Genomic DNA, 19,658 nt, shown 5'->3' with positions numbered 1-19,658 from the left:
GTCAGTGACTTATTTTGCTGCGAGGCTTAAACATCACCTCGCCAGTAATAGAGCCAACGGTGCAGTGATCTACCAATTCATATGCCCCATCTTCGAAGAAAGCTTTGCACTTAGGCACTGTCACGTAAACACCCACTCCCTCGCTATCTGGGCTTTCCAAAAGTACGCTGTCTATCGCACCCATTAATACATGGCCCAAGCCAAGGTGCTGATATTCGGGATACACACCGATAAAGGAGAGCATGTGAAAACGGTCTGCAGGAATAGACTGACGAATGCGCTGCTCCTTCTCCAACATTTGTTTGGTTCCAAACATACCAGCCGTTAGCAACATTCTTAAGCGCCAATGCCAGTAGCGGCCTGACCCAAACGCGGCATCAGGAGCAATGAGACACGCAACAGCAAGCAGGCGTTCGTTTAAATGAAGCCCAATCACTGGCTGTTTTGCATTATAAAAAGTGTGCAATTCTTCTTTAATCGCACTTCTGAGCCTATCCTCGTATCCCTCATCCTCCGACCTGAAAATATCACAGAAAAGTGGGTCGTCATGATAAGCATTGTAGAGGATAGAGGCGGCTACGCGCAGCTCTTCAGCGGTGAGGTATGCAGCTTTAACATTGCTTAAATCAAAAGTAACTGACGTGTCTGTTAACATGAGCAGGCCTGATTGTGAGTAGAGTTATGTTCGTTCTCATTAACCCTACAACAAGCAGGCCTTATTGTTAACAACTTTGTTACATACCAGGATAATTTAAAGTGCCGAGTTACCCCAGCCCACCAGTACATCATTTTCGAACACTAAGGGAGTGCATTCGTCTTTGCTGGTTACCCCATCATCGGAGAGACGTTGCGTGCGGTAGTAAAGCACGCGTCGGTTAACACCGTTTTTTTGCACCATTTCATTAAAATCAGCCACGCCCATTTTACGGGTCACGTCCTGATAGCGCATACCTGTTTCTAAATTTGAAATATGGGTACGGTTGTTCTGCTCGCGTTTTTGCCAGTCAGATCCATAATAGCTACCAGAATCGCCATCCCCCACAGAAATGACACAACCAGAAAGCAATAAAGGCGCACTCAGTGCAGCAATAAGAACAAGGTGTTTTTTCATTTTTCTTCCATTTCCTGTTTTATCGTTTGCCAAACAGTTACAAATACCAGGCCAACTAGCTATGTAGTTGTTTAACTTAACTATTTAAATTTTATTGGCGTTTATAACCATTCAAAAGCTGTGCAATTGACCACTTTTTTGGTTAAATTAACCAAATTATTAAGGCAATTACTTTATGTCAGACAGCAACCAACTTCTTGCCCTGTGCTACGAACTCGATGCCAAAGGCATCACGCCGTCGGTTGGGTTAGTGCGTGCCCGCACGACCGGGAAAGTGAGCTTACAAAGCGCCATTAAGGCAGTGCAGCAATTCAAGGATGGTATTAAACCCACCGCGGTTAAAGAAGACGCAGCGCCTCCTCAAGCAGCACCGTCTTCTCTCGAAAATCGTGTGGATGAACTGGAATCTCAGGTGCGTGCTTTACTGCTTAGGGTCGAGACCCTGGAGAAACGCGCTGATTGAGGGTGCCAGTACACGAGTGGGTTCACACCCAACCTGCTCCAAACAAACTTGTCCCGTGTCGTTGTCAACGCTAAGTATAAAGTCCTCTTCATCGGTTAAACCGATAAAAAAAGTAACAGCTTGTTTCAATCGGCGTTTCATTAACACATGGCCAATAAGGTTTTCCTGAAGTCTGTGAAAATCTTCTTGGTTCCATGCCTGCAGTAATTCGCAGTTTCCCTGTTCGGCTTTGGCAGAAAGAGGGTCGCTCCAGAATAGCGTGTAAAACGCTTTTATATCGGGGTGAATGGTTAATTCCAGTGCGGACTCCAGGTTGTCGAATGACTGCCCCGCATCCTGCAGGACAGGTTTCCATGTAACCAATTGACCATCTTCAGCGTGTTCTTCCAAAATACAGGGGGATGGCCAATCACTGTCGAATTGGATTTGGCGTTTGCTTTCATCCACTTGAGTACAAAACTTTTCAACAAACTCTGCCAATGCTTGGTGTACGTCCACGCAATTTACTCCTACAATAAGTGTACATATCAAATACGCTAATGATTTCAATTATAACCCGATGTCCTTGAAAGAAATTAAAAATCATCAGGATTTACCTAAGGATCTCACCTTAGGCCAGTCAGTTACCTATGAAGAACAGTATTCTAATGCGCTGCTACAAGCCGTCCCAAGAAGTGTAGGCAGAGATACGCTAGCACTTGGAACATCACTGCCTTTCAAAGGCGTCGATATTTGGAATGGATATGAGTTGTCCTGGCTTAATACAAAAGGTAAGCCTCAGGTGGCAATATTGCGCTGTATTATCCCGCATACCTCACTCAATTTAGTGGAATCCAAGTCATTTAAATTGTACTTGAATAGTTTTAATCAGAGCCATTTCGCGACTTGGGATGACGTCAAAGCGACACTCAAAAGCGATCTGTCCGCCTGTGCTGGGGAAAGTGTTAGCGTTATGCTGCTGTCCATGAATGAAATTGCCGGTCAGCCATTGGGGGCGCTCGATGGAACCTGTATTGATGAGCAAGACATCACAGTATCAACTTATCAGCCAGATGCGAACTTGCTTATTACGCTCGACGATGTTGTCGAAGAGACGGTAAACAGTAATTTGTTGAAATCCAACTGTTTGATCACAAATCAACCAGACTGGGCCAGTATTCAGGTGCGCTACAGCGGTAGAAAAATCGACCATGCTAGCCTGCTGAAATATTTTATTTCATTTCGACAACACAATGAGTTCCACGAACAGTGTGTAGAACGCATATTTTGTGACATACTCAATACATGTAAACCAGACAAGCTGTCTGTGTATGCGCGCTATACTCGACGAGGCGGATTGGACATCAATCCATTTCGGTCTAATTTCGAGCAAGCGTATGAAGATATCCGATTACCTCGTCAATGAGAGCGATGAATGGACAAAAAAAAGCAACAGGCGTTAACTAAATACGCCGACCAGCTGGCTCAACTCATCATGCGCCTGTCGGCTTTTTACGAGGGTGCACACCCCGCTATCGATAATGAGTTGAAAATACTAAAAGGACATCTGGCAGGTACCCCAAACTTTACCCTCGCTGAGATCAGCATTGGCAAAGTTAACGCGCTCCTCATGGACGGCGGCCAGCACATTCCAAAGCGCATAACGTCAGCAATATCAGAGCTTAAAAAGCAGCTCAAAGCAATACAGCAACTTGATGGTGCGTCTACCACTATCCGCCAGTTGGCGGCTAAGCAACTAGGTACCTTATCGCTGCCAACAGCGTCTTTGGGTTTACTGTTTGAACATCTTTTCAATGCGATTTCTTTGGCCCAAGTGGCCATTGACAAATCTGACGGCGCTAATAATGAGGCCTACAACAATTACGCATCCGAAAGCCTGCAAGAGGGGCAGACATTTGACGAACTCCCTGAAGAAATACGCGCCGAGATAACCACAGAGTTGCAACAGCTTATCGATGTTTACTCGCGTAAGAAGCCACAGGATACCACCCTGCAGTCAATAAAAAGCGCATTGGAAAAAGGCATCGATGACAAGCAGCTATTGGAAACCTGCTTAATAGTCATCCGGTTTATCATTAGTGAAACCATGATGGACGCCTCTACCAGTGGCAAGCTGGTGCAAAACTTCACTAACACCATTACTAAAGTCAACACGCAGGTTGATGAAACCAAGTCGCTGTCACAGAAAAATTTCGACAAACAAGCACAGCAGCAAGCAGACCTTCAGGATATGCTTGGTGATTTGGACAATGACATTGATGATGGCAACGATGTTGAAGCCCTAAAAGAAAAAGCCCATAAGCAAATTTCAAAAATGCGTGAGGCGATTGATAACCAGCAAACATCGGGCGAGAAGGACCAGCAGGTCCTGATGGACCTGCTCAATGACATGCAAAACCAATTACACAGTTTGCAGCGAAAAACCGAGTCTTATAAAAAGCGTTTATTTGAACAGCGAGCCACTATTTACACTGATCCTCTCACCAAGGTACCCAATCGGCTGGCCTACAATGAAAAAGTGCTCAAAGCGATACAACAGGCTCAAACTACTGAGCAGCCATTATGTCTGGCCATTGTTGATGTTGACCGCTTTAAAAGTATCAACGACCAGTATGGCCATGCCGCCGGTGACAGAACCCTACAGGTCATCGCCAATCACTTTAAAAAATGCCTGCAGCCCAATGAGTTTGTCGCTCGCTGGGGTGGCGAAGAATTTGTCATTTTAATGCACAATCAGGCAAAAGACGGTTTGTTTGACAGGCTGGAAAAAATTCGTCTTTCACTGAGTGAACTGCCCTTCAAATTTAAGCAAACCCCAGTAAAAATAACTGCATCGTTTGGCGCGTGCTGCTTTGCTGAAGACGAAACGGCACAACAGGCTTTCGAGCGCGCTGATGCGGCGCTGTACAAAGCCAAAAACCAAGGAAGAAACTGTGTAGTGTTAAGTGAATAACATACACAATCAATATTATGACTAAAGTACAATTGAACCCCGTAGGCTGGATGAGCCAATTGTCACAACTCGAAGTGGCACTGCTACAGGACTCGGCAAGAAGCCCTGTTTACAAAATGTTTCGCAATTGCTGCTTGGCAGTACTCAACAGCGGTGTTGACGAAGACAATGCAGAGGCGCTTTTTTCGCCCTATAAAGACTTTGATATTACATTGCTCAGGCGTGAGCGCGGCGTAAAGATGGAGCTGATCAATCCGCCTGAAGTGGCTTTTGTCGATGGCAAATTAATAAAAGGGGTACATGAGCATTTATTTTCAGTCATGCGAGACTTGCTTTTCATGGGCAATAAGTACGCCTTTGCCAATGAATCCTGTCCTACTGAAAGTGCCCAGATTACTGATATGGTATTTGACATGTTACGGCATGCCGATGCGATAGATGGCAATGAGCGCCTCAATACCATTGTGTGTTGGGGTGGCCATTCAATCAACCAGTTTGAGTACAAATATACCAAACATGTGGGCTACCACCTTGGTCTCAGAGACATGAATATCTGCACAGGCTGCGGACCCGGTGCGATGAAAGGCCCAATGAAAGGGGCCACTATCGGACATGCTAAGCAGCGTATTAAGGAGGGGCGTTACATTGGTATCTCAGAGCCGAGTATTATTGCGGCTGAGCCCCCTAATGCCATTGTTAACGAGTTAATTATCATGCCTGACATTGAGAAACGTTTGGAGGCGTTTGTCAGGTTTGGGCACGGTATTATTATTTTCCCTGGGGGCGTTGGTACAGCAGAAGAACTGTTATACCTGTTGGGCATACTGCTGGATGAGCGAAATGCCGAGCACCCCTACCCGGTAGTGCTAACCGGTCCTGCGGGCAGCGAGGCGTATTTTGAGGCACTGGATGAGTTTGTCGGCAAAACCCTTGGACCGGAGGCGCAGTCTAAATACAAGATAATCGTTAATGATCCAGAAGCCGTTGCACGATACCTGGCAACATCACTTAACGAAGTTGAACAATACCGACGGCAGTCTGGTGATTCATTTAGTTTTAACTGGTCACTTAAAATTGCACATGAGTTTCAACAGCCTTTCGTGCCCACGCATCAAAGTATGGCTGAATTGCCGTTGCATTCGGATCAGCCTATCGGCAAGCGCGCAGCTGCGCTGCGACGTGCGTTTTCAGGTATTGTAGCGGGCAATGTTAAAGCGGAGGGCATTGCGCTTATCAAACAAAACGGGCCATTTGCGTTGAACGGCGACCCTGAACTGATGGAACGCATGGATAAGCTATTGACCTCGTTTGTTGCACAGCAGAGAATGAAGCTTCCGGGAAGTGAATATATTCCCTGTTATAGAATAAGTTGATTTACCTATCATGCAAAAGTCAAATATCGTAAAAATACTGGTCATTGGATTTGCTGCCTACGCACTCATGGTTATGGCGGTAATGACCTTTGTACCTGATAAACCCGAGGATATGGACTGGCAAGATAGAGAAGCCTTTAACCGGGTACAAATTACCAAGCTTAAATTGGGTACAACCCGTGATGAAGTGCTCGCCTTGCTAGGGTCGCCAGATATTACTGAAGCCAAAATACTCGATGATGACAGCACCATACAGGTGATGTTTTTTCGTACTCAACACGTTAAAGCAGATGGCCTGACAACACAGGATGAATGCACACCACTTTTATTTGAAAACCAAAAATTGGTGGCATGGGGTGAAGGCGCTTACGAAAGTTATCAGATCGTAAAATCCTAGCGAATCCCATGCAGGACAAGCTAACATCATGTTTCTCATCAGATATAAAGCAGATCACAACGTTAGCTCATAGGCTAGATATTAAGAGCACCTTTGAGACCGCAAAGGCCTTATCTGAGCGATTGATAGAAGCAGTCAAACGCGCTCCCAGTCATCCCGTTGGGCTTGCTATGATCGCCCAGAGTAAACCAGCCGCATTCCCACACCAGGCCCCCTTCGCTCGCCTGGTATTGCTTATTGTTATCGCACTTCAAAATCGATTGAACAAACACGCACTGTTGTCGCTTGTAATGGGTAATATGCTGGTGGATATTGCGCTTGAAGCGAAAGACAAAAAACACCTGACCCAGGTATTACTGACGTCTGCTGCCAAGCTTAAGTTGGATATCGCCAGCGACGCATTAAAGATTGCCCGTTTGCTGGATTCTTCTTCAATTTGGACCTACCTCCCCCATTGTCGCCTAACGTATTGGCAATGGTTCTCGGTCTGGAGTATTTGCTTAAGCTCAGCAAACAAAAAAAAGGTGAGCTGGAAAGACAAGCTAAGCTACCTGTTTCAACATTGTCCGTCATGGACACATCAGTATTTGCAGCCACTTCTGGAATACCCAAGCCTTTGCCCCCCGGCAACAATTTTTACTTATCAGGCCCAATCTTACACCTGCTTAGGGGTGACACAGCAGGGCGTGCACTTTTTCGATGCCGCACAAGGCGAACTCCGTACAGCGAAAGAAGACATTAAAGTAGACAAACCACTACTTAACCCAGCGTTGTGGTATGAACTTATAAATGGTCGCGACCTAGCAACACCTTTTCAGGACGCCTTCTCAGTCACGCGTCCGCCACCCTCTTTGGTCAGGGTATTGAGGATGCTTAAGGATGCTCAGGTAGACATCGACAAGCTGGCTAAAGCGGTTGAAAACGAGCCAAGCTTTACCGAATTTGTAAAACAAACGGCGTCGCAGGGCAACAGAATGGGATTAGCCGTCACATCCGTAAAGCAAGGAATTATGACGCATGGCCTAGAGCGTCTGGGCGACATGCTGATAACCCATGCATTGTTGAACCGCTTTGGGCAGAGTGAATATCCACTCAAATCTCCCCTCATGCGCTTCGTAAGTTTGCAAATGATGGTGTGCTCTGAACTGGCAGTGCGCAGTGGCGTGAGTATTCCACAAACCGCTGCACTGGTGACCTTGCTAGCCAACAGTGCCTTATTTACCTACCCCTCGTTAAAAACCCAAACTCAGTGGCGCATCGCAAAAACACCGCATTTTGGTTTTTCCATTGATGCTCTGATCAATGGTTGTCCCACTGGCACGTTTGAAAAGTCCGCCATAACACTGGCAAAAGCTTGGGCGCTTCCCCCGCGACTTACCAAGCAGGTTTCTCAGTTTTGCCGAGGTGATACCGCCAAGTCCTCACCGTTAACATCGCTGCTACAGCTCACACTGCTGTGGGCTGTGCAAATCCAACAAGGCACCGCCCTAGAAGCTTCAGACGACCAAGAAGAAGCCAAGGCGATGCAGACCCTTTCTATGCAGTTGATTGACAAACATTCACTGATATTTGATTGTTCTGAGCACTTATTCTGCCCATTATCTAAGCATTAAGTCGTAGATCTGCGGTTTACACTAGGCGAAATCCCGCGAATACGCTAAACTTCAGCGCATTTTTAACGAATCACTCTATAAAGGCTCGCTTACATGACACAGCAACATATTACTGTCATTCGCGGTGATGGCATTGGACCCGATATTATCGATGCCGCAACACAAATTTTGGACAAAGTTGGATGTAACTTCGCATACGACTACGCAGATGCCGGACTCATGGCACTGGAAAATCACGGCGAATTACTACCCCAGGCCACACTTGACCTGATTGCCAAGAACAAAGTTGCACTAAAAGGCCCACTGACTACGCCCGTTGGTGAAGGTTTTACCTCAATAAACGTCAGCCTGCGCAAGCAATTTAAATTGTATGCAAACCTACGTCCTGTGTTTTCTTTTAAAGGTACAAAAGCCCGCTATGAAGACATCGACATCATCACGGTAAGAGAAAATACTCAAGGCATGTACTCAGGCCTTGGCCAGGTAGTCTCTGACGACGGCAATGAAGCTGAAGCCATGAGTAAAATCACCCGTGAAGGCGCTGAAAAGATTGTTACTTTTGCTTATGAGCTAGCCAGACGCGAAGGCAGAAAAAAGGTCACGGCGGTACACAAAGCCAACATCCTGAAATCGACTTCAGGGCTTTTTCTGAAAGTCGCAAGAGAAGTGGGCGAGCGCTATCCTGACATCGAATCCTCTGAAATGATTGTCGACAACACCTGTATGCAGTTAGTGATGAACCCACACCAGTTTGACGTGATTGTCACCACAAACCTGTTTGGTGATATTTTGTCAGATTTGTGTGCGGGTCTGGTCGGTGGTTTAGGAATGGCACCGGGCGCCAACATTGGTGAAGACTGTGCCATTTTTGAAGCTGTACACGGCTCAGCACCTGATATCGCAGGCAAAAACCTGGCTAACCCCACCTCAGTGATCCTGGCTGCTATCCAAATGCTGGAATACCTGAACATGGGTGATAAAGCTGAAAAAATTCGCTCAGCGCTGAAAGATGTCATTGAATCAGGTGATCGCACAACGCGTGACCTGGGTGGCGAACACGGTACGACTGAATTCACACAAGCCGTACTAGAGCGTCTTTAATATTCATTGAGGTGCCTGCATTTGTAGGCACCTCAACACAAAACCTGATCATAACCTCGTCTATCTCACTTCTATCTTCTTTGCTATTTTTGTTTGTGATGCCAGGAGGCATTAAATCATTAATCAAGGAGATATTATGAAGCACTTTAAAACTCTGCTCGTTGCCAGCCTGCTCGGTGCATGTGCATGCGCAGCTAGCTTTCACTCAAGCGCAACCGCTATTGAAGCACAACAAGCATCGCTATCTGCGAGCCAACAAACATCTGATAAAATTAACCTGAACACGGCCGATGTGAATACGCTGATGTCGTTGCCAGGTGTGGGAAAGTCTAAAGCAGAAGCGATTGTGGCATACCGCACGCAGTTTGGTCAGTTTAAAACCATTAACGATATTACTCTAGTCAAAGGAATTGGCGACAAGCTGTTAGCAAAATTCAGTGACCAAATCTCAGTAAACTAAAAAGGGCTCTTTTGAGCCCTTTTTTCATCATCGATAAATTAGGAAAGGGTTTTAAGGTATTCCTTAAAGGCCTCTCCAAGCTCTGGATGACGCATGGCATATTCGACGTTCGCTTTCATATATCCGAGCTTACTGCCACAGTCATGGCTCTTACCCTTCATGTAGTAAGCATCCACCTGCTCCGTTTTCATCAATGAAGCGATGGCGTCGGTAAGCTGAATTTCATCGCCAGCACCGGGTGGGGTAAATTCGAGCAAATCCCAGAGATTTTCAGAAAGCACATAACGCCCTACAACCGCTAAGTCTGATGGCGCATCTTCAAGAGCCGGCTTTTCAACCATTTGATGAATCTTTGCCGATTCGCCCGGGTTAATCGACGCGCCGTCCAGATCGACAATACCAAACTTGGTTACGTCTTCTTGTGGCACTTGCTCCACCATCACCTGACTAACCCGTGTGGTATTAAACTTGGCCACCATATCAGCCAGGTTATCCTTTTTAGGATTACTCGCGTTGTCGTCAATGATGACATCAGGCAACACAATGGCGCAGGGCGCTTCACCAATAAGCGGCCGAGCACACAAAATTGCATGTCCCAAACCATTCGCAACACCTTGACGCACGTGCATGATTGTAACGTCTTTGGGGCAAATCGCTTGTACGTCTTCCAGTAACTGACGTTTAACCCGCTTTTCTAATGTAGCTTCTAACTCAAACGAGGTGTCAAAGTGGTTTTCGATACTGTTTTTACTGGCGTGGGTCACCAAAATGATTTCTCTAATCCCTGCCTGTACACACTCATTCACTACATACTGAATAAGAGGCTTGTCTACCACGGGCAACATTTCTTTTGGAATTGCTTTTGTTGCTGGCAACATGCGGGTACCCAGCCCCGCAACAGGAATAATGGCTTTTTTAACTTGACTCATTTGTTATTGTCCTTGAACTGATAAACCGCGACCAATAGCGTAGTAATGCAATCCGTATTCCATCATACGTGTTGGTTCAAATAGGTTTCGACCGTCAAAAATTAACGGGTATGTCAGCGCGGCCTTAATGGCTTCGAAATCAGGTGCTCTGAATGCTTGCCACTCTGTGCAGATAACCAAAAAGTCGGCACCCGCCAACGCGGCTTCTTTTGTGCCGGTTAGCTGCAAATCCTGGCGCACGCCATAAATACGCTGAGTTTCTTCCATTGCCTCAGGGTCGAACGCCTGCACGCTAGCCCCTGCAGCCCATAATTTTTCCATCAATACACGGCTAGACGCTTCTCGCATGTCGTCAGTATTCGGTTTAAACGACAACCCCCACAGCGCCACTTTTTTACCTTTCAGGTCGCCCGAGAAATGACGGTTAATGTATTCAAATAATTTTTCTTTTTGGTCGTAGTTTACCGCTTCAACCGCCTCTAAAACGCGAGCCTGATACCCAGCTGCATTTGCACTGCGAACAAGCGCTTGCACATCTTTGGGGAAACACGAACCGCCGTATCCACAACCAGGATAGATAAACTGATACCCTATTCGCGGGTCTGATCCGATCCCGCGACGCACATTTTCTACATCGGCTCCAAAACGCTCTGCTAGGTTGGCAATCTCATTCATAAAACTGATTTTGGTCGCCAGCATACAGTTAGCCGCATATTTAGTGAGCTCGGCACTGCGGATGTCCATGGTAATCACTTTGTCGTGATTTCTGTTAAACGGGGAATACAATTCACGCAACAGCTTTTCTGCCTGCTCGCTGTCTGTGCCCAGTATAATGCGATCAGGGCGCATGCAATCATTAACCGCAGAGCCTTCTTTTAGAAACTCAGGATTAGACACCACATCAAAAGTCGTCTCTTTGCCTAAACTTTTAAGGGTATCTGATATTTTATTGCGCACTTTGTCAGCCGTACCTACAGGTACCGTGGACTTGTTGATAACCACTTTGTGGCCTTGCATGTGCGTGGCGATGGTTTCAGCTACCGCTAACACGTATTTAAGATCGGCCGAGCCGTCTTCGTCAGGAGGAGTGCCTACGGCAATGAATATCAAGTTTCCGTGTTCAATGCCCTTTTTTGCGTCTGTGGTAAATTGTAATCTACCCGCTTCAAAGTTGCTTTTTACCAAAGGCGTTAAACCAGGCTCATAAATGGGAATGATGCCTTCTTTGAGCTTATCCACTTTATTTTGGTCAACGTCAATGCAGACTACGTCGTGCCCCACTTCAGCCATTACTGCGGCTTGCACCAGGCCGACATAGCCAATTCCAAATACCGTAACACGCATTTCTCTCTACACTCCTTTACACACAGTTAGCATAACCATCGCCCTGCGATTCACTTAGGTCAATACTTTATCTTTATACCAGCGAACGCAAAAATTTGAGATGCGCTGATTTTGCACACGCATACGTCTCTAGCTTTGCATGCCAGTGATCAAATACGTCAGGTTCAATGGCCCGCTTAATGGTATCTGCCAACGAGGCGGCACTTCGCACTTCAAACGTTAAGCCGGCTTTTCCTTCAATCTTTTCCTTCATACCACCAATGTTGGCACCGATTAAGGGTCTGCCAAATCGAATGGCTTCTTGTATCACTACCGGCGAGTTTTCCCACCATATTGAGGGCATGACTACCCAGTCACATTCGGCTATTCTGCTAGGTAACTGGTCAGCGTCGTACTGACCACGAAGGTGCACCACGTCTTCTACCTCTTCAAGTAACTCAGTGACCTTTTCCTTAAAACTACTTTGCTGCACATCGAGGTTGGCACCATGCACATCCAGTCTGATTTTGCTGCGAATGGCCTGCGGTAATAACGCAATGGCTTGCAATAACAGGTCGAGCCCCTTGTAGGGGTTAATCTGCCCAAAAAAGGCAAACCGGTAACGCTTGTCGCCGTCTGATAATGCCCGCGGCGCGATAGGCTCAACGTCTGGCAGCACATTCTCAAGCACCGTCATTTTATCTTCCGGTATTCCCCATTCAACATAGCGCTCGGCCAGAAATTCACTAGGCGAGACAAACTGATCAACATGAGAAAAATGGTCAAGTATGTATTGCTTGCGTAAGAAAAAGTCACCCGGTGAATGCTGTGGAAAACAACCATGACAATCGGAAAAAACAGCTTTGTTACACAACTTGAGTTTGTCTTTGGTAACCATCTGGCCATTGTGAAAGCACATTGCCATGAACTCGTGGAGCGTAAACACAATTTTAGCCTTGGGCACAGCACGCCTAATGGCTGAGAAAATCTCTATCCCCATATGGGCATAGTGATGTACATGCACAATATCAGGCGAGAAACTCTTTAGCAGCTTACCCAAATCACCAAATAAAGCTTTGGTATTGCCCGAACTTAAACTAAACCAGTCTTGGATTTTAGTGTGAAAGAGCACTTCGTCGCCCCGCTGTGAGAAGGTAGAGCCCCCGTGGCTCTTTTCATCCGCTCTGGCGATATACAAGCATTCTACGCCTTCCGACTTCAACAACTGATACAGATTCCAAGAGGCAACTTCTGCACCACCTTTACTGAGGTCCGGGTGGCCATGAGAAATAAATACAACTTTATCCATGGTGATTGTCCCCGGATTGCACTAAGTGGTTGAGTTGCTTCTCCCACTTGCGGTTAAACGTAATGGCATTGAGAATAGTGACGTTATGCTTCCAGCTACCTGATTCCACCAGGTTTTGAGACTGACGTTCAAGATGGTATAGCTCAGCCCCGTGATCCATGTAATTCGTATAGCCTTTGGCTAATACTTTTAAACACATATCTGAATCTTCAAAATCACCCAATATGTATTCAGGTGCAAACCCGCCAACCTCCTCAAACAAGGCTTTTTTCATGACCCAGCACGCAGCGGTGAGTAAAGCCATTTTAGATACAGGTTCAGGCTCTGGCACGGCAACCAAATGCTTGGGCCAACCCTTCTTTGGATGGTCATTGAAAAATAAGCCGGGATATTCAGCTACTGTCATAGGTGCCATACCATCATGCTGTATCGTGTCGTCTTCATACAACAAACGCGCGCCCACGATACCGGCCTGCGGCTGTTGGGCTAAGGCAAGCATATCAGCCAACCAGCTGCTGTCTTTGGGCAGAACGTCTGAATTCAGCAGTACGATATGTTCTGACGAAGCCTGCTTCACCCCAATGTTATTCGCCTTACCAAAACCCACATTTTCTTTTAGGTACACCACACTAAATGGATGCTTGATGCTGTAGCTTAAAGTGTTGGCCAGCTTTTTGACCTTGTCTTCAATTCTGGGGTCATCCACCACATAGAGAATCTCTACATCGGCATAGGCGTCATAACGGTCGAAATGCGAAAGCTGATAACGCATAAAATCGTATCGGCCATAGAGCGGAATGACCACAGAAGCCCTTGGCTTTGCCACTCGGCCGCCCACATCAACGCGTTTGGCTTGTGTCGTTTTATCCAGTGGGTATAGCACGTCAATAATGGGTTTGAATAACGTGTGCGCATCTAAATGCTCAGCAATGTGTGGCATCCAGGCATTGAGTAAACGCTTGAGGTTAGCCATGGGCTCTTTTTCAGCCCGATACACTTCTTGAACGGCTACGCGCTGCTCTTTTCCAGAGGCGTGTTGTATAGAGAAAAAGATTTCCCCCCCTTCCGGTACTTTTACATCGTCTAGCTCAATCAAAACCAAAAAACCGTTGAGCCATTTCACTTTTTCACCAAGCACATCTTGAACATCGCTTCGTCCCACGCGGAGCTGTTTCACTATATGGCCGAGGTTGCGCCCCTTCTTGGTGACCAATTGCCCTGAGATAGTGTCATTTTCGTCAGCTATCCAACCACTTAAAAAAGCATGGGTGTCAGTAACAATGGCATAGTGACAAGACGCACGTTCTCGCACGTCTTGTTCAGTAATTTCTATTTCGGATTCTGCTGTGCCGCTCGGCATTGCAAATTGATCAGCATTAACGAGTGCCAACGGAAGGTACTCTGACAAGCCATTGAATAAGGTAACGGCAAGTTTTATGTCTGACAATGCCAATTCAGTAGTACTCAGCAACTGAAAACCCTTAGCGGGTCGACCCAGATGCTCAACCACATCTTGCCGATCTATGTAAGTCAAGTCATAGTCAAGCTTCGCGTTTTCAGCATCGACTAAACCAACATCACTTACCCTGTCGGCAAAATACCAACCAATCACCACAAAGCCATTGTGTGTTTGCGAGCAAATATCTACGGTGACAGGGGCGGCTTCAGAAACGGGACGTCCAAGGAGACGTTTAACGAGCGACTTAACTTTTTTCACAAGGAGCGGATCCCACTAATACATTATTATTTTTTAAACGCATATTTTTCGTTGAAATTATCATACACGGCAGTGCCTCATTAATGAAGACACAGTTTCCAGACACCGGTATTACAACTGGTTAATTAGCGTGACTAAGTTGTCCATAACGTTTTTTACTTCGCTGACCTTTTCCTTGTCTAAATAAGACAGCACAGTTTTGAGTTCGGTGGTGGATATGTCTTTGGTTCTGGGCAAATAAATCACCTTAACGATATCTTCCAGATCATCAAACTTGCCTGCCCAATCATCACCAATGGCGAAAATATCCGCCTTTTCACGGATAAGATCATCCCGCTTTTGTTCCCAACTGTGCTCTTCAAACACATCATCAACGTAGCGACAAGACAACAAGATCTCCTTCCTGTCCTCAAACGGGATAACCACTTGTTTGCCCTTTAGCTGGTTAAACTCATCCGTAGACAACCCCACCACTAAGCGATCGCCCATTTGCTTTAGGCGCTTCAATAGCTTTACATGCCCGATGTGGTACAAATCAAAGGTGCCGTAGGTCACTATAGTCGTCAATCACTTCCCCTCACCGAGCATGGCAGCTGGCTTATTATTCGTCATTTTTCGAAGGGCTCACATTCTAAAGACTTTAGGAAAAACATCAATAAAGTGAAAACCGTAGCCCTGCGCTAAAGCCACTTTCACAATAATGCGTTCAATATCTTCAATAAGTGAGCTTTCACTGCCCGCGTCATCCCCCGCAAAATCATCTTGTAACCACTTGCCACTGGTGAGACTGGCTAACGCATCGGGGCGATACCAAAACATTCTGCCCACTGGAAAGTAACCCAGCGGCCCATTTTGCCTAAGCTCAGTATTAACTCTTTCGGTGACAAGGTCGGGGATATGATGGGTCATTTCCCAATCAACATGCTTTACTGCGGCAGGCAGATAAGGCGGTAACATTAAGCCGGTAAATGGGTTAGCAGAAAACGCATTAAGGGTTCGTTTGACAATAGACGCATCACCCAACAGTGACCAGAGCAATTGCAAAGGCCAGCTGGCCATGCCTTTTTCATTGGACCTAGCCTGCGTGTGCAGTTTCAATACTAGATCGCAGGTGCTTAAAAGCGGAGCCGCATGTAGTAGCCATGCCGCCACATCTTGCCCACCTTCAGGCACAATGACCAGCTGACATTGGGGGTATTGTGCAAGCATTTCAGTAAGCGTCTCTTGGTTTACTTCAGCGGCAGTGACCACTAATTGAAAAGTAGCGGGCAGTACCTTCAAAAAGTCCAGTATCTCAGGCACCGCATGGGGATATTCAGCGTGAAGATGCACGCCAAGCTGGTAATCGGTGACAACAGGTTCTACAGATGGGCGGTTGTCTGTAGCTGAATTATTCAATGAGGGCTGGTCGCCATAGGGTAATAAAGCGTTATGTAGCGTGGCTGTTGACCAAATCTGCTCAAGATGATGACACAAATAATCGAGAAAACACCGCTTAGCAGCCTCTGATAAGGGCTCACAGCCCTGCTCTAGCCAACTCACGTTGTCTCTTAAAATAAAGTGCGCCTGGGCCATATAGCGGTCGAGCTTACGGCCCAACTTTTTGTCGGTTTCAAACGCATTGACCAAGGCTTGGTAATCCGCCTCTGGGGTAAAGAGCGTATGCTTGTGTTTTTGATAAGCCGCTTCATCGGCCCTTTTTTGCAACGCCCGGTCTAACCTAACTTGGGCATCTTTTATTGCCGGGTTATCCTCAGCAATGGCTTTGGCTTTTTCAATGCACTTTTTACTCTCAGCCAGCTTACCCTCAGCAGTATTGATGTCGGCCAGCTTAGCAATGATACCTGCGTTATTGGGCGCTTTTTCAAATGCCACCTGGTAACAGTGTTTGGCGTTACTGATAAAGCCTAAATTAAAATACAAATTACCTAAGTGCAGCCACTGCCAATGCAGGTCGCGCATAATTACGGCTCGACTTAAAAATACCTCTGCGGCGCGGGGTTGTTTGCACTTTACTGCCAAGTAAAAAAGTTCAACCGACTCTGTAGGCGTGCAACCTGGCCGAATAAGCCAGTAGTCCCAGTCGATATAAGGCAGTAGGTCACGATCCAGCTTTTTCATTATCGCGATGGCTTCACTGGGCGTTTTTGATGCAAATTGCAATTTTTCTCGTTGGTAGTGCGTGCTGTCTTCTTGATCAACGCCAACTGTCTCTTCAGTTCCTTGCAGCGTGGTATTTACCAAGGTTTCAACAAGCGAATGACAGGAACGCGTAGCCACTTTGGAAGGCGCGCTGACATCTGCCAAATCCTGCAGTTGTTGATTGACCGCCTCACAGCGCGCTTTTATTTCGTCTGGAAGCATATCCAACATACTTTCTGGGACATCTTTTTGCATCAGCGACGGGTCAAAACTGTTCGACGTTAAGGCCGCGCTGTGAATACCTTTTGTTGCCGCAATATCACACAGAGTATTGTTTTGATCGACAAAGGCTGACTGTTCAAATAACAAAGTTTTATCAGGATGTTTGGAAAAGCAAGCTAACATTTTCTCTGCGGCCACTAGCCACATTTTTGCTGCCAACTCAGGCTGTTGCCAAAATGCCATGTCTTCGCGTCTGTGAATGAGCGCTTCATGGCTTTGCAACACGTTTCGACTGTGACGTTTAAGTAACGACGACACGGCAAACTTCCAGTGCCGATAAACCAGAATAAAACGTATATCGCCATTGGCGGCTTGATACCAGTTGTCCAGAAACAACACGGCTCTTGGGTCTTTTACCCCAAAACCCCGGTCGCCGCCACTACACTGCTGCTGCCGACCACTCAAATAGCTTTTCATTAACTCTAAGGCATTTGCAGGCAATATAAGTTCGTAATCACCGGGGTAACACCAATCAGTGCCATTTAAGGCTAAAAAGTGGTCGTGCAGGTCTACCACGGCTGGGTCTTCACCATGTCCATTGGCATTGGAAATACTGGGCCCCATTAGCGTACTGCCCATGTCGACGCCATTTTCCACCATACTCAGTGCCACTAAAGACGTGCCACTTCGATGAAAACCACTACACAAATAAAACGGGGTTGAGGTCATGACTGTTGCTTGCTCACATTACACATCGAGTTGCCAAGGCCACTCGTGAAACTTATCAGGCGTCGCCCAGCCTTCACCGTAACGCTCGGCCAAAAAGGCGTTTGCATTGGCCAGCACCGGTAATGATACACCATAAAAAGGAATGCTTTCTCTGCCTTGCATCATCGACGCGGGAATATCCCGCAGCTGCATTCTTTCCATATGCAATGTAGCCGTTTCTCCCTTAAACCAATACGGGAAAACGTCAATTAACACGGCTGTTTCGATTACATACACATGCATGTTCAAGCTGTCACCACTGGGAGATGCACGATTTACCACATATTTACTGGTATCGAGCTGAGACGTTATTTCCTCAACAGCGGCAAGGGCTTGCGCATAGTCCATATTGGTTTGTGGCAGTTCCACAAAAATATCCACATCATCATCGTGGGCGATAAAGGCCTTATCGCGCACGGCACCGAGCAAGGTGCCATAAGCCAAGCAAGGCTTAGCTCCCAGTGTTTCTAAATCATCAATTAGAGTCTTGATGGACGATACATATAAACCAGGATCGGTAGTCAGCTTACTCGCAAGCGCAGTGCCGTGTTTGGTCAGTTCGATTAAAGGTTCGTTTAGCCGTTTACGCAAAACGTTGATATGGTCTTCTAATAACTGCAACCGATGACGGTTGTTCAGCAAACGTTCAAAGCACAAGATATTCAATGATATCTGTACCTTCATGTAATACACCAAGTAAGCAGCGAGTAATTTTATCTCATCTTCCACAGAGACTTCGTCTTCCACCTTATCTCGCCAAGAAGAAAGTAATGGTGGGATCAGGTTTATCTGTTCAGTAGGCTTGTTTACCAGATCTTCACAATCATAAAAGTGTGCCACTAGCGCGCTAAGGGCATTCTCTCGGGTAATAGCAGCGTAAAACTGTGACGTACCCAGCAAGCGTTCTAACTGGCGAAACAGAGACAGTTTCTCGCTATTTCCGGTATTTTGATGCAACAAATGATGCCTGTCGTCTGGCCCTACGCCTATTATTTGGAGCGGTTGTGCGCGGAAGCCCCACACATCGCCCCTATTGGTAAAGCGTATTTCATTGATCACTTCAGTATCATTAAATTCAATTTCTAACCAAGGAAAATCATCCTGATCGGAATGAAAGCCAGGGCGCTGTAGTGTATGAATATCTACCCGCTCTGATAGCTTACTGCTATAAGTAATGTGTTTGATTTTTTCCGGCGTAATTACCTGGCAATCATCTATAACTAGTTCCAACCCGCTAAAGTTCAGGTAGGTATGTTGGGCCTTTAGTTCAATGCGTACTATATTAAGGGGTTTCTTTACCGAGATAACTAAAGGTTGATTAAGCGCTCCGCCGATAAAGCCCAATGAAGGCGCGATGCGATCGATACAGGCTAGCTGCTGATTAGTAGTTTCCGCTAATTCTTGCAGTGCATTGCTGGGTATAACGTCAAGGAGTATTCTTGTTGCCCCCTCCATATAGACACGAAGTGCATCTGTATGTCTACTGGCGTCAATGGTATGCAGCGAATGAAATTGATAGTGCGCCCAACGCTTACCCTGATAATCTGAATACGAGACAGCGGCCTGTGCCAGCCGTTTTTCTCCGGCGTATAACACAACGCCAACCCATTCATTCTGCGCGACTTCAACACGACCACGTATTAGCCCAACGTCCTCAAGCATCTTTTTATTAGTCCCTCATTTTTTCTTTTGCTGGTGTGAATCATTCCACACTGTTAATTCAAGCTACATGAAAGAGGGTAATTATGTCGTGTAGTGACCGTAAATGCCAACAAAC

The 19,658-nt window shown here is 46.4% G+C and carries 18 protein-coding genes; 8 read left to right on the top strand and 10 right to left on the bottom strand.

Features of this window, described 5'->3' with window-relative positions; genetic code table 11:
• Position 1: 1 nt before the first annotated feature.
• Both DRW07_RS02655 and DRW07_RS02650 read right to left on the bottom strand, forming a co-directional pair.
• On the bottom strand, positions 2–655 hold the full coding sequence (locus tag DRW07_RS02655) for a GNAT family N-acetyltransferase (protein ID WP_124026328.1): 654 nt from the start codon (positions 653–655) through the stop codon (positions 2–4).
• Between the two features lie 96 nt (positions 656–751).
• Positions 752–1,111 (bottom strand): DUF3192 domain-containing protein, encoded by a 360-nt coding sequence (locus DRW07_RS02650; RefSeq protein ID WP_124026327.1) that lies wholly within the window; start codon positions 1,109–1,111, stop codon positions 752–754.
• A 175-nt stretch (positions 1,112–1,286) separates the two neighbouring features.
• Between DRW07_RS02650 and DRW07_RS02645 the strand changes: the two genes are divergently transcribed.
• The gene (locus tag DRW07_RS02645) at positions 1,287–1,574 is read left to right on the top strand and encodes a hypothetical protein (protein WP_124026326.1); all 288 of its coding nucleotides are present in this window, start codon (positions 1,287–1,289) and stop codon (positions 1,572–1,574) included.
• Here the strand turns inward: DRW07_RS02645 and syd are convergent.
• Positions 1,533–2,072, bottom strand: a complete 540-nt coding sequence (gene syd / locus DRW07_RS02640; RefSeq protein ID WP_124026325.1) for a SecY-interacting protein — start codon at positions 2,070–2,072, stop codon at positions 1,533–1,535. The two genes, DRW07_RS02645 and syd, sit on opposite strands and share 42 nt — an antisense overlap.
• Before the next feature lie 67 nt (positions 2,073–2,139).
• Here syd and queF point away from each other — a divergent pair, with 67 nt between their 5' ends.
• The 7 genes from queF (at position 2,140) to DRW07_RS02605 (ending at position 9,471) form a co-directional block, all read left to right on the top strand.
• A complete protein-coding gene (gene queF / locus DRW07_RS02635; RefSeq protein ID WP_377923147.1) occupies positions 2,140–2,979 on the top strand; it encodes an NADPH-dependent 7-cyano-7-deazaguanine reductase QueF in 840 nt (279 codons plus the stop codon).
• 9 nt (positions 2,980–2,988) lie between these two features.
• On the top strand, positions 2,989–4,527 hold the full coding sequence (locus DRW07_RS02630; protein ID WP_124026323.1) for a GGDEF domain-containing protein: 1,539 nt from the start codon (positions 2,989–2,991) through the stop codon (positions 4,525–4,527).
• A 17-nt stretch (positions 4,528–4,544) separates the two neighbouring features.
• A complete protein-coding gene (gene ppnN, locus DRW07_RS02625) occupies positions 4,545–5,900 on the top strand; it encodes a nucleotide 5'-monophosphate nucleosidase PpnN (protein ID WP_124026322.1) in 1,356 nt (451 codons plus the stop codon).
• 10 nt (positions 5,901–5,910) lie between these two features.
• Positions 5,911–6,297: a DUF3192 domain-containing protein gene (locus tag DRW07_RS02620; protein ID WP_124026321.1), complete on the top strand. Its 387-nt coding sequence runs from the start codon at positions 5,911–5,913 to the stop codon at positions 6,295–6,297.
• 8 nt (positions 6,298–6,305) lie between these two features.
• A complete protein-coding gene (locus tag DRW07_RS02615) occupies positions 6,306–7,910 on the top strand; it encodes an HDOD domain-containing protein (RefSeq protein ID WP_124026320.1) in 1,605 nt (534 codons plus the stop codon).
• Between the two features lie 93 nt (positions 7,911–8,003).
• Positions 8,004–9,011: an isocitrate dehydrogenase gene (locus tag DRW07_RS02610; protein WP_124026319.1), complete on the top strand. Its 1,008-nt coding sequence runs from the start codon at positions 8,004–8,006 to the stop codon at positions 9,009–9,011.
• Positions 9,012–9,147: 136 nt separating this feature from the next.
• Entirely contained in the window at positions 9,148–9,471 is a 324-nt protein-coding gene (locus tag DRW07_RS02605; protein WP_124026318.1) for a ComEA family DNA-binding protein, read from the top strand.
• 38 nt (positions 9,472–9,509) lie between these two features.
• Here DRW07_RS02605 and galU read toward each other — a convergent pair whose 3' ends face one another.
• The 7 genes from galU to DRW07_RS02570 form a co-directional block, all read right to left on the bottom strand.
• The gene (galU, locus tag DRW07_RS02600; RefSeq protein ID WP_124026317.1) at positions 9,510–10,400 is read right to left on the bottom strand and encodes a UTP--glucose-1-phosphate uridylyltransferase GalU; all 891 of its coding nucleotides are present in this window, start codon (positions 10,398–10,400) and stop codon (positions 9,510–9,512) included.
• 3 nt (positions 10,401–10,403) lie between these two features.
• Positions 10,404–11,744 carry a UDP-glucose dehydrogenase family protein gene (locus DRW07_RS02595; RefSeq protein ID WP_124026316.1) on the bottom strand — a complete coding sequence of 447 codons (1,341 nt, stop codon included), beginning with the start codon at positions 11,742–11,744 and terminating at the stop codon, positions 10,404–10,406.
• A gap of 73 nt (positions 11,745–11,817) precedes the next feature.
• Positions 11,818–13,032, bottom strand: coding sequence for a glycosyltransferase (locus tag DRW07_RS02590; RefSeq protein ID WP_124026315.1), 1,215 nt, complete (start codon positions 13,030–13,032; stop codon positions 11,818–11,820).
• Positions 13,025–14,749 carry a glycosyltransferase family 2 protein gene (locus DRW07_RS02585; RefSeq protein WP_124026314.1) on the bottom strand — a complete coding sequence of 575 codons (1,725 nt, stop codon included), beginning with the start codon at positions 14,747–14,749 and terminating at the stop codon, positions 13,025–13,027. The genes DRW07_RS02590 and DRW07_RS02585 overlap by 8 nt, the downstream gene beginning before the upstream one ends.
• A gap of 111 nt (positions 14,750–14,860) precedes the next feature.
• Entirely contained in the window at positions 14,861–15,316 is a 456-nt protein-coding gene (locus tag DRW07_RS02580) for an FAD synthase family protein (RefSeq protein WP_124026313.1), read from the bottom strand.
• 57 nt (positions 15,317–15,373) lie between these two features.
• Positions 15,374–17,842, bottom strand: coding sequence for a rhamnan synthesis F family protein (locus DRW07_RS02575; protein ID WP_124026312.1), 2,469 nt, complete (start codon positions 17,840–17,842; stop codon positions 15,374–15,376).
• 18 nt (positions 17,843–17,860) lie between these two features.
• The gene (locus DRW07_RS02570) at positions 17,861–19,543 is read right to left on the bottom strand and encodes a LicD family protein (protein ID WP_124026311.1); all 1,683 of its coding nucleotides are present in this window, start codon (positions 19,541–19,543) and stop codon (positions 17,861–17,863) included.
• Positions 19,544–19,658: the final 115 nt, after the last annotated feature.

The organism is Paralteromonas sediminis, assembly GCF_003820355.1.
Classification (GTDB): domain Bacteria; phylum Pseudomonadota; class Gammaproteobacteria; order Enterobacterales; family Alteromonadaceae; genus Alteromonas_F; species Alteromonas_F sediminis.
Note: the sequence above shows the minus strand (reverse complement) of the source record. Positions and strands in the feature narration are given on the sequence as shown.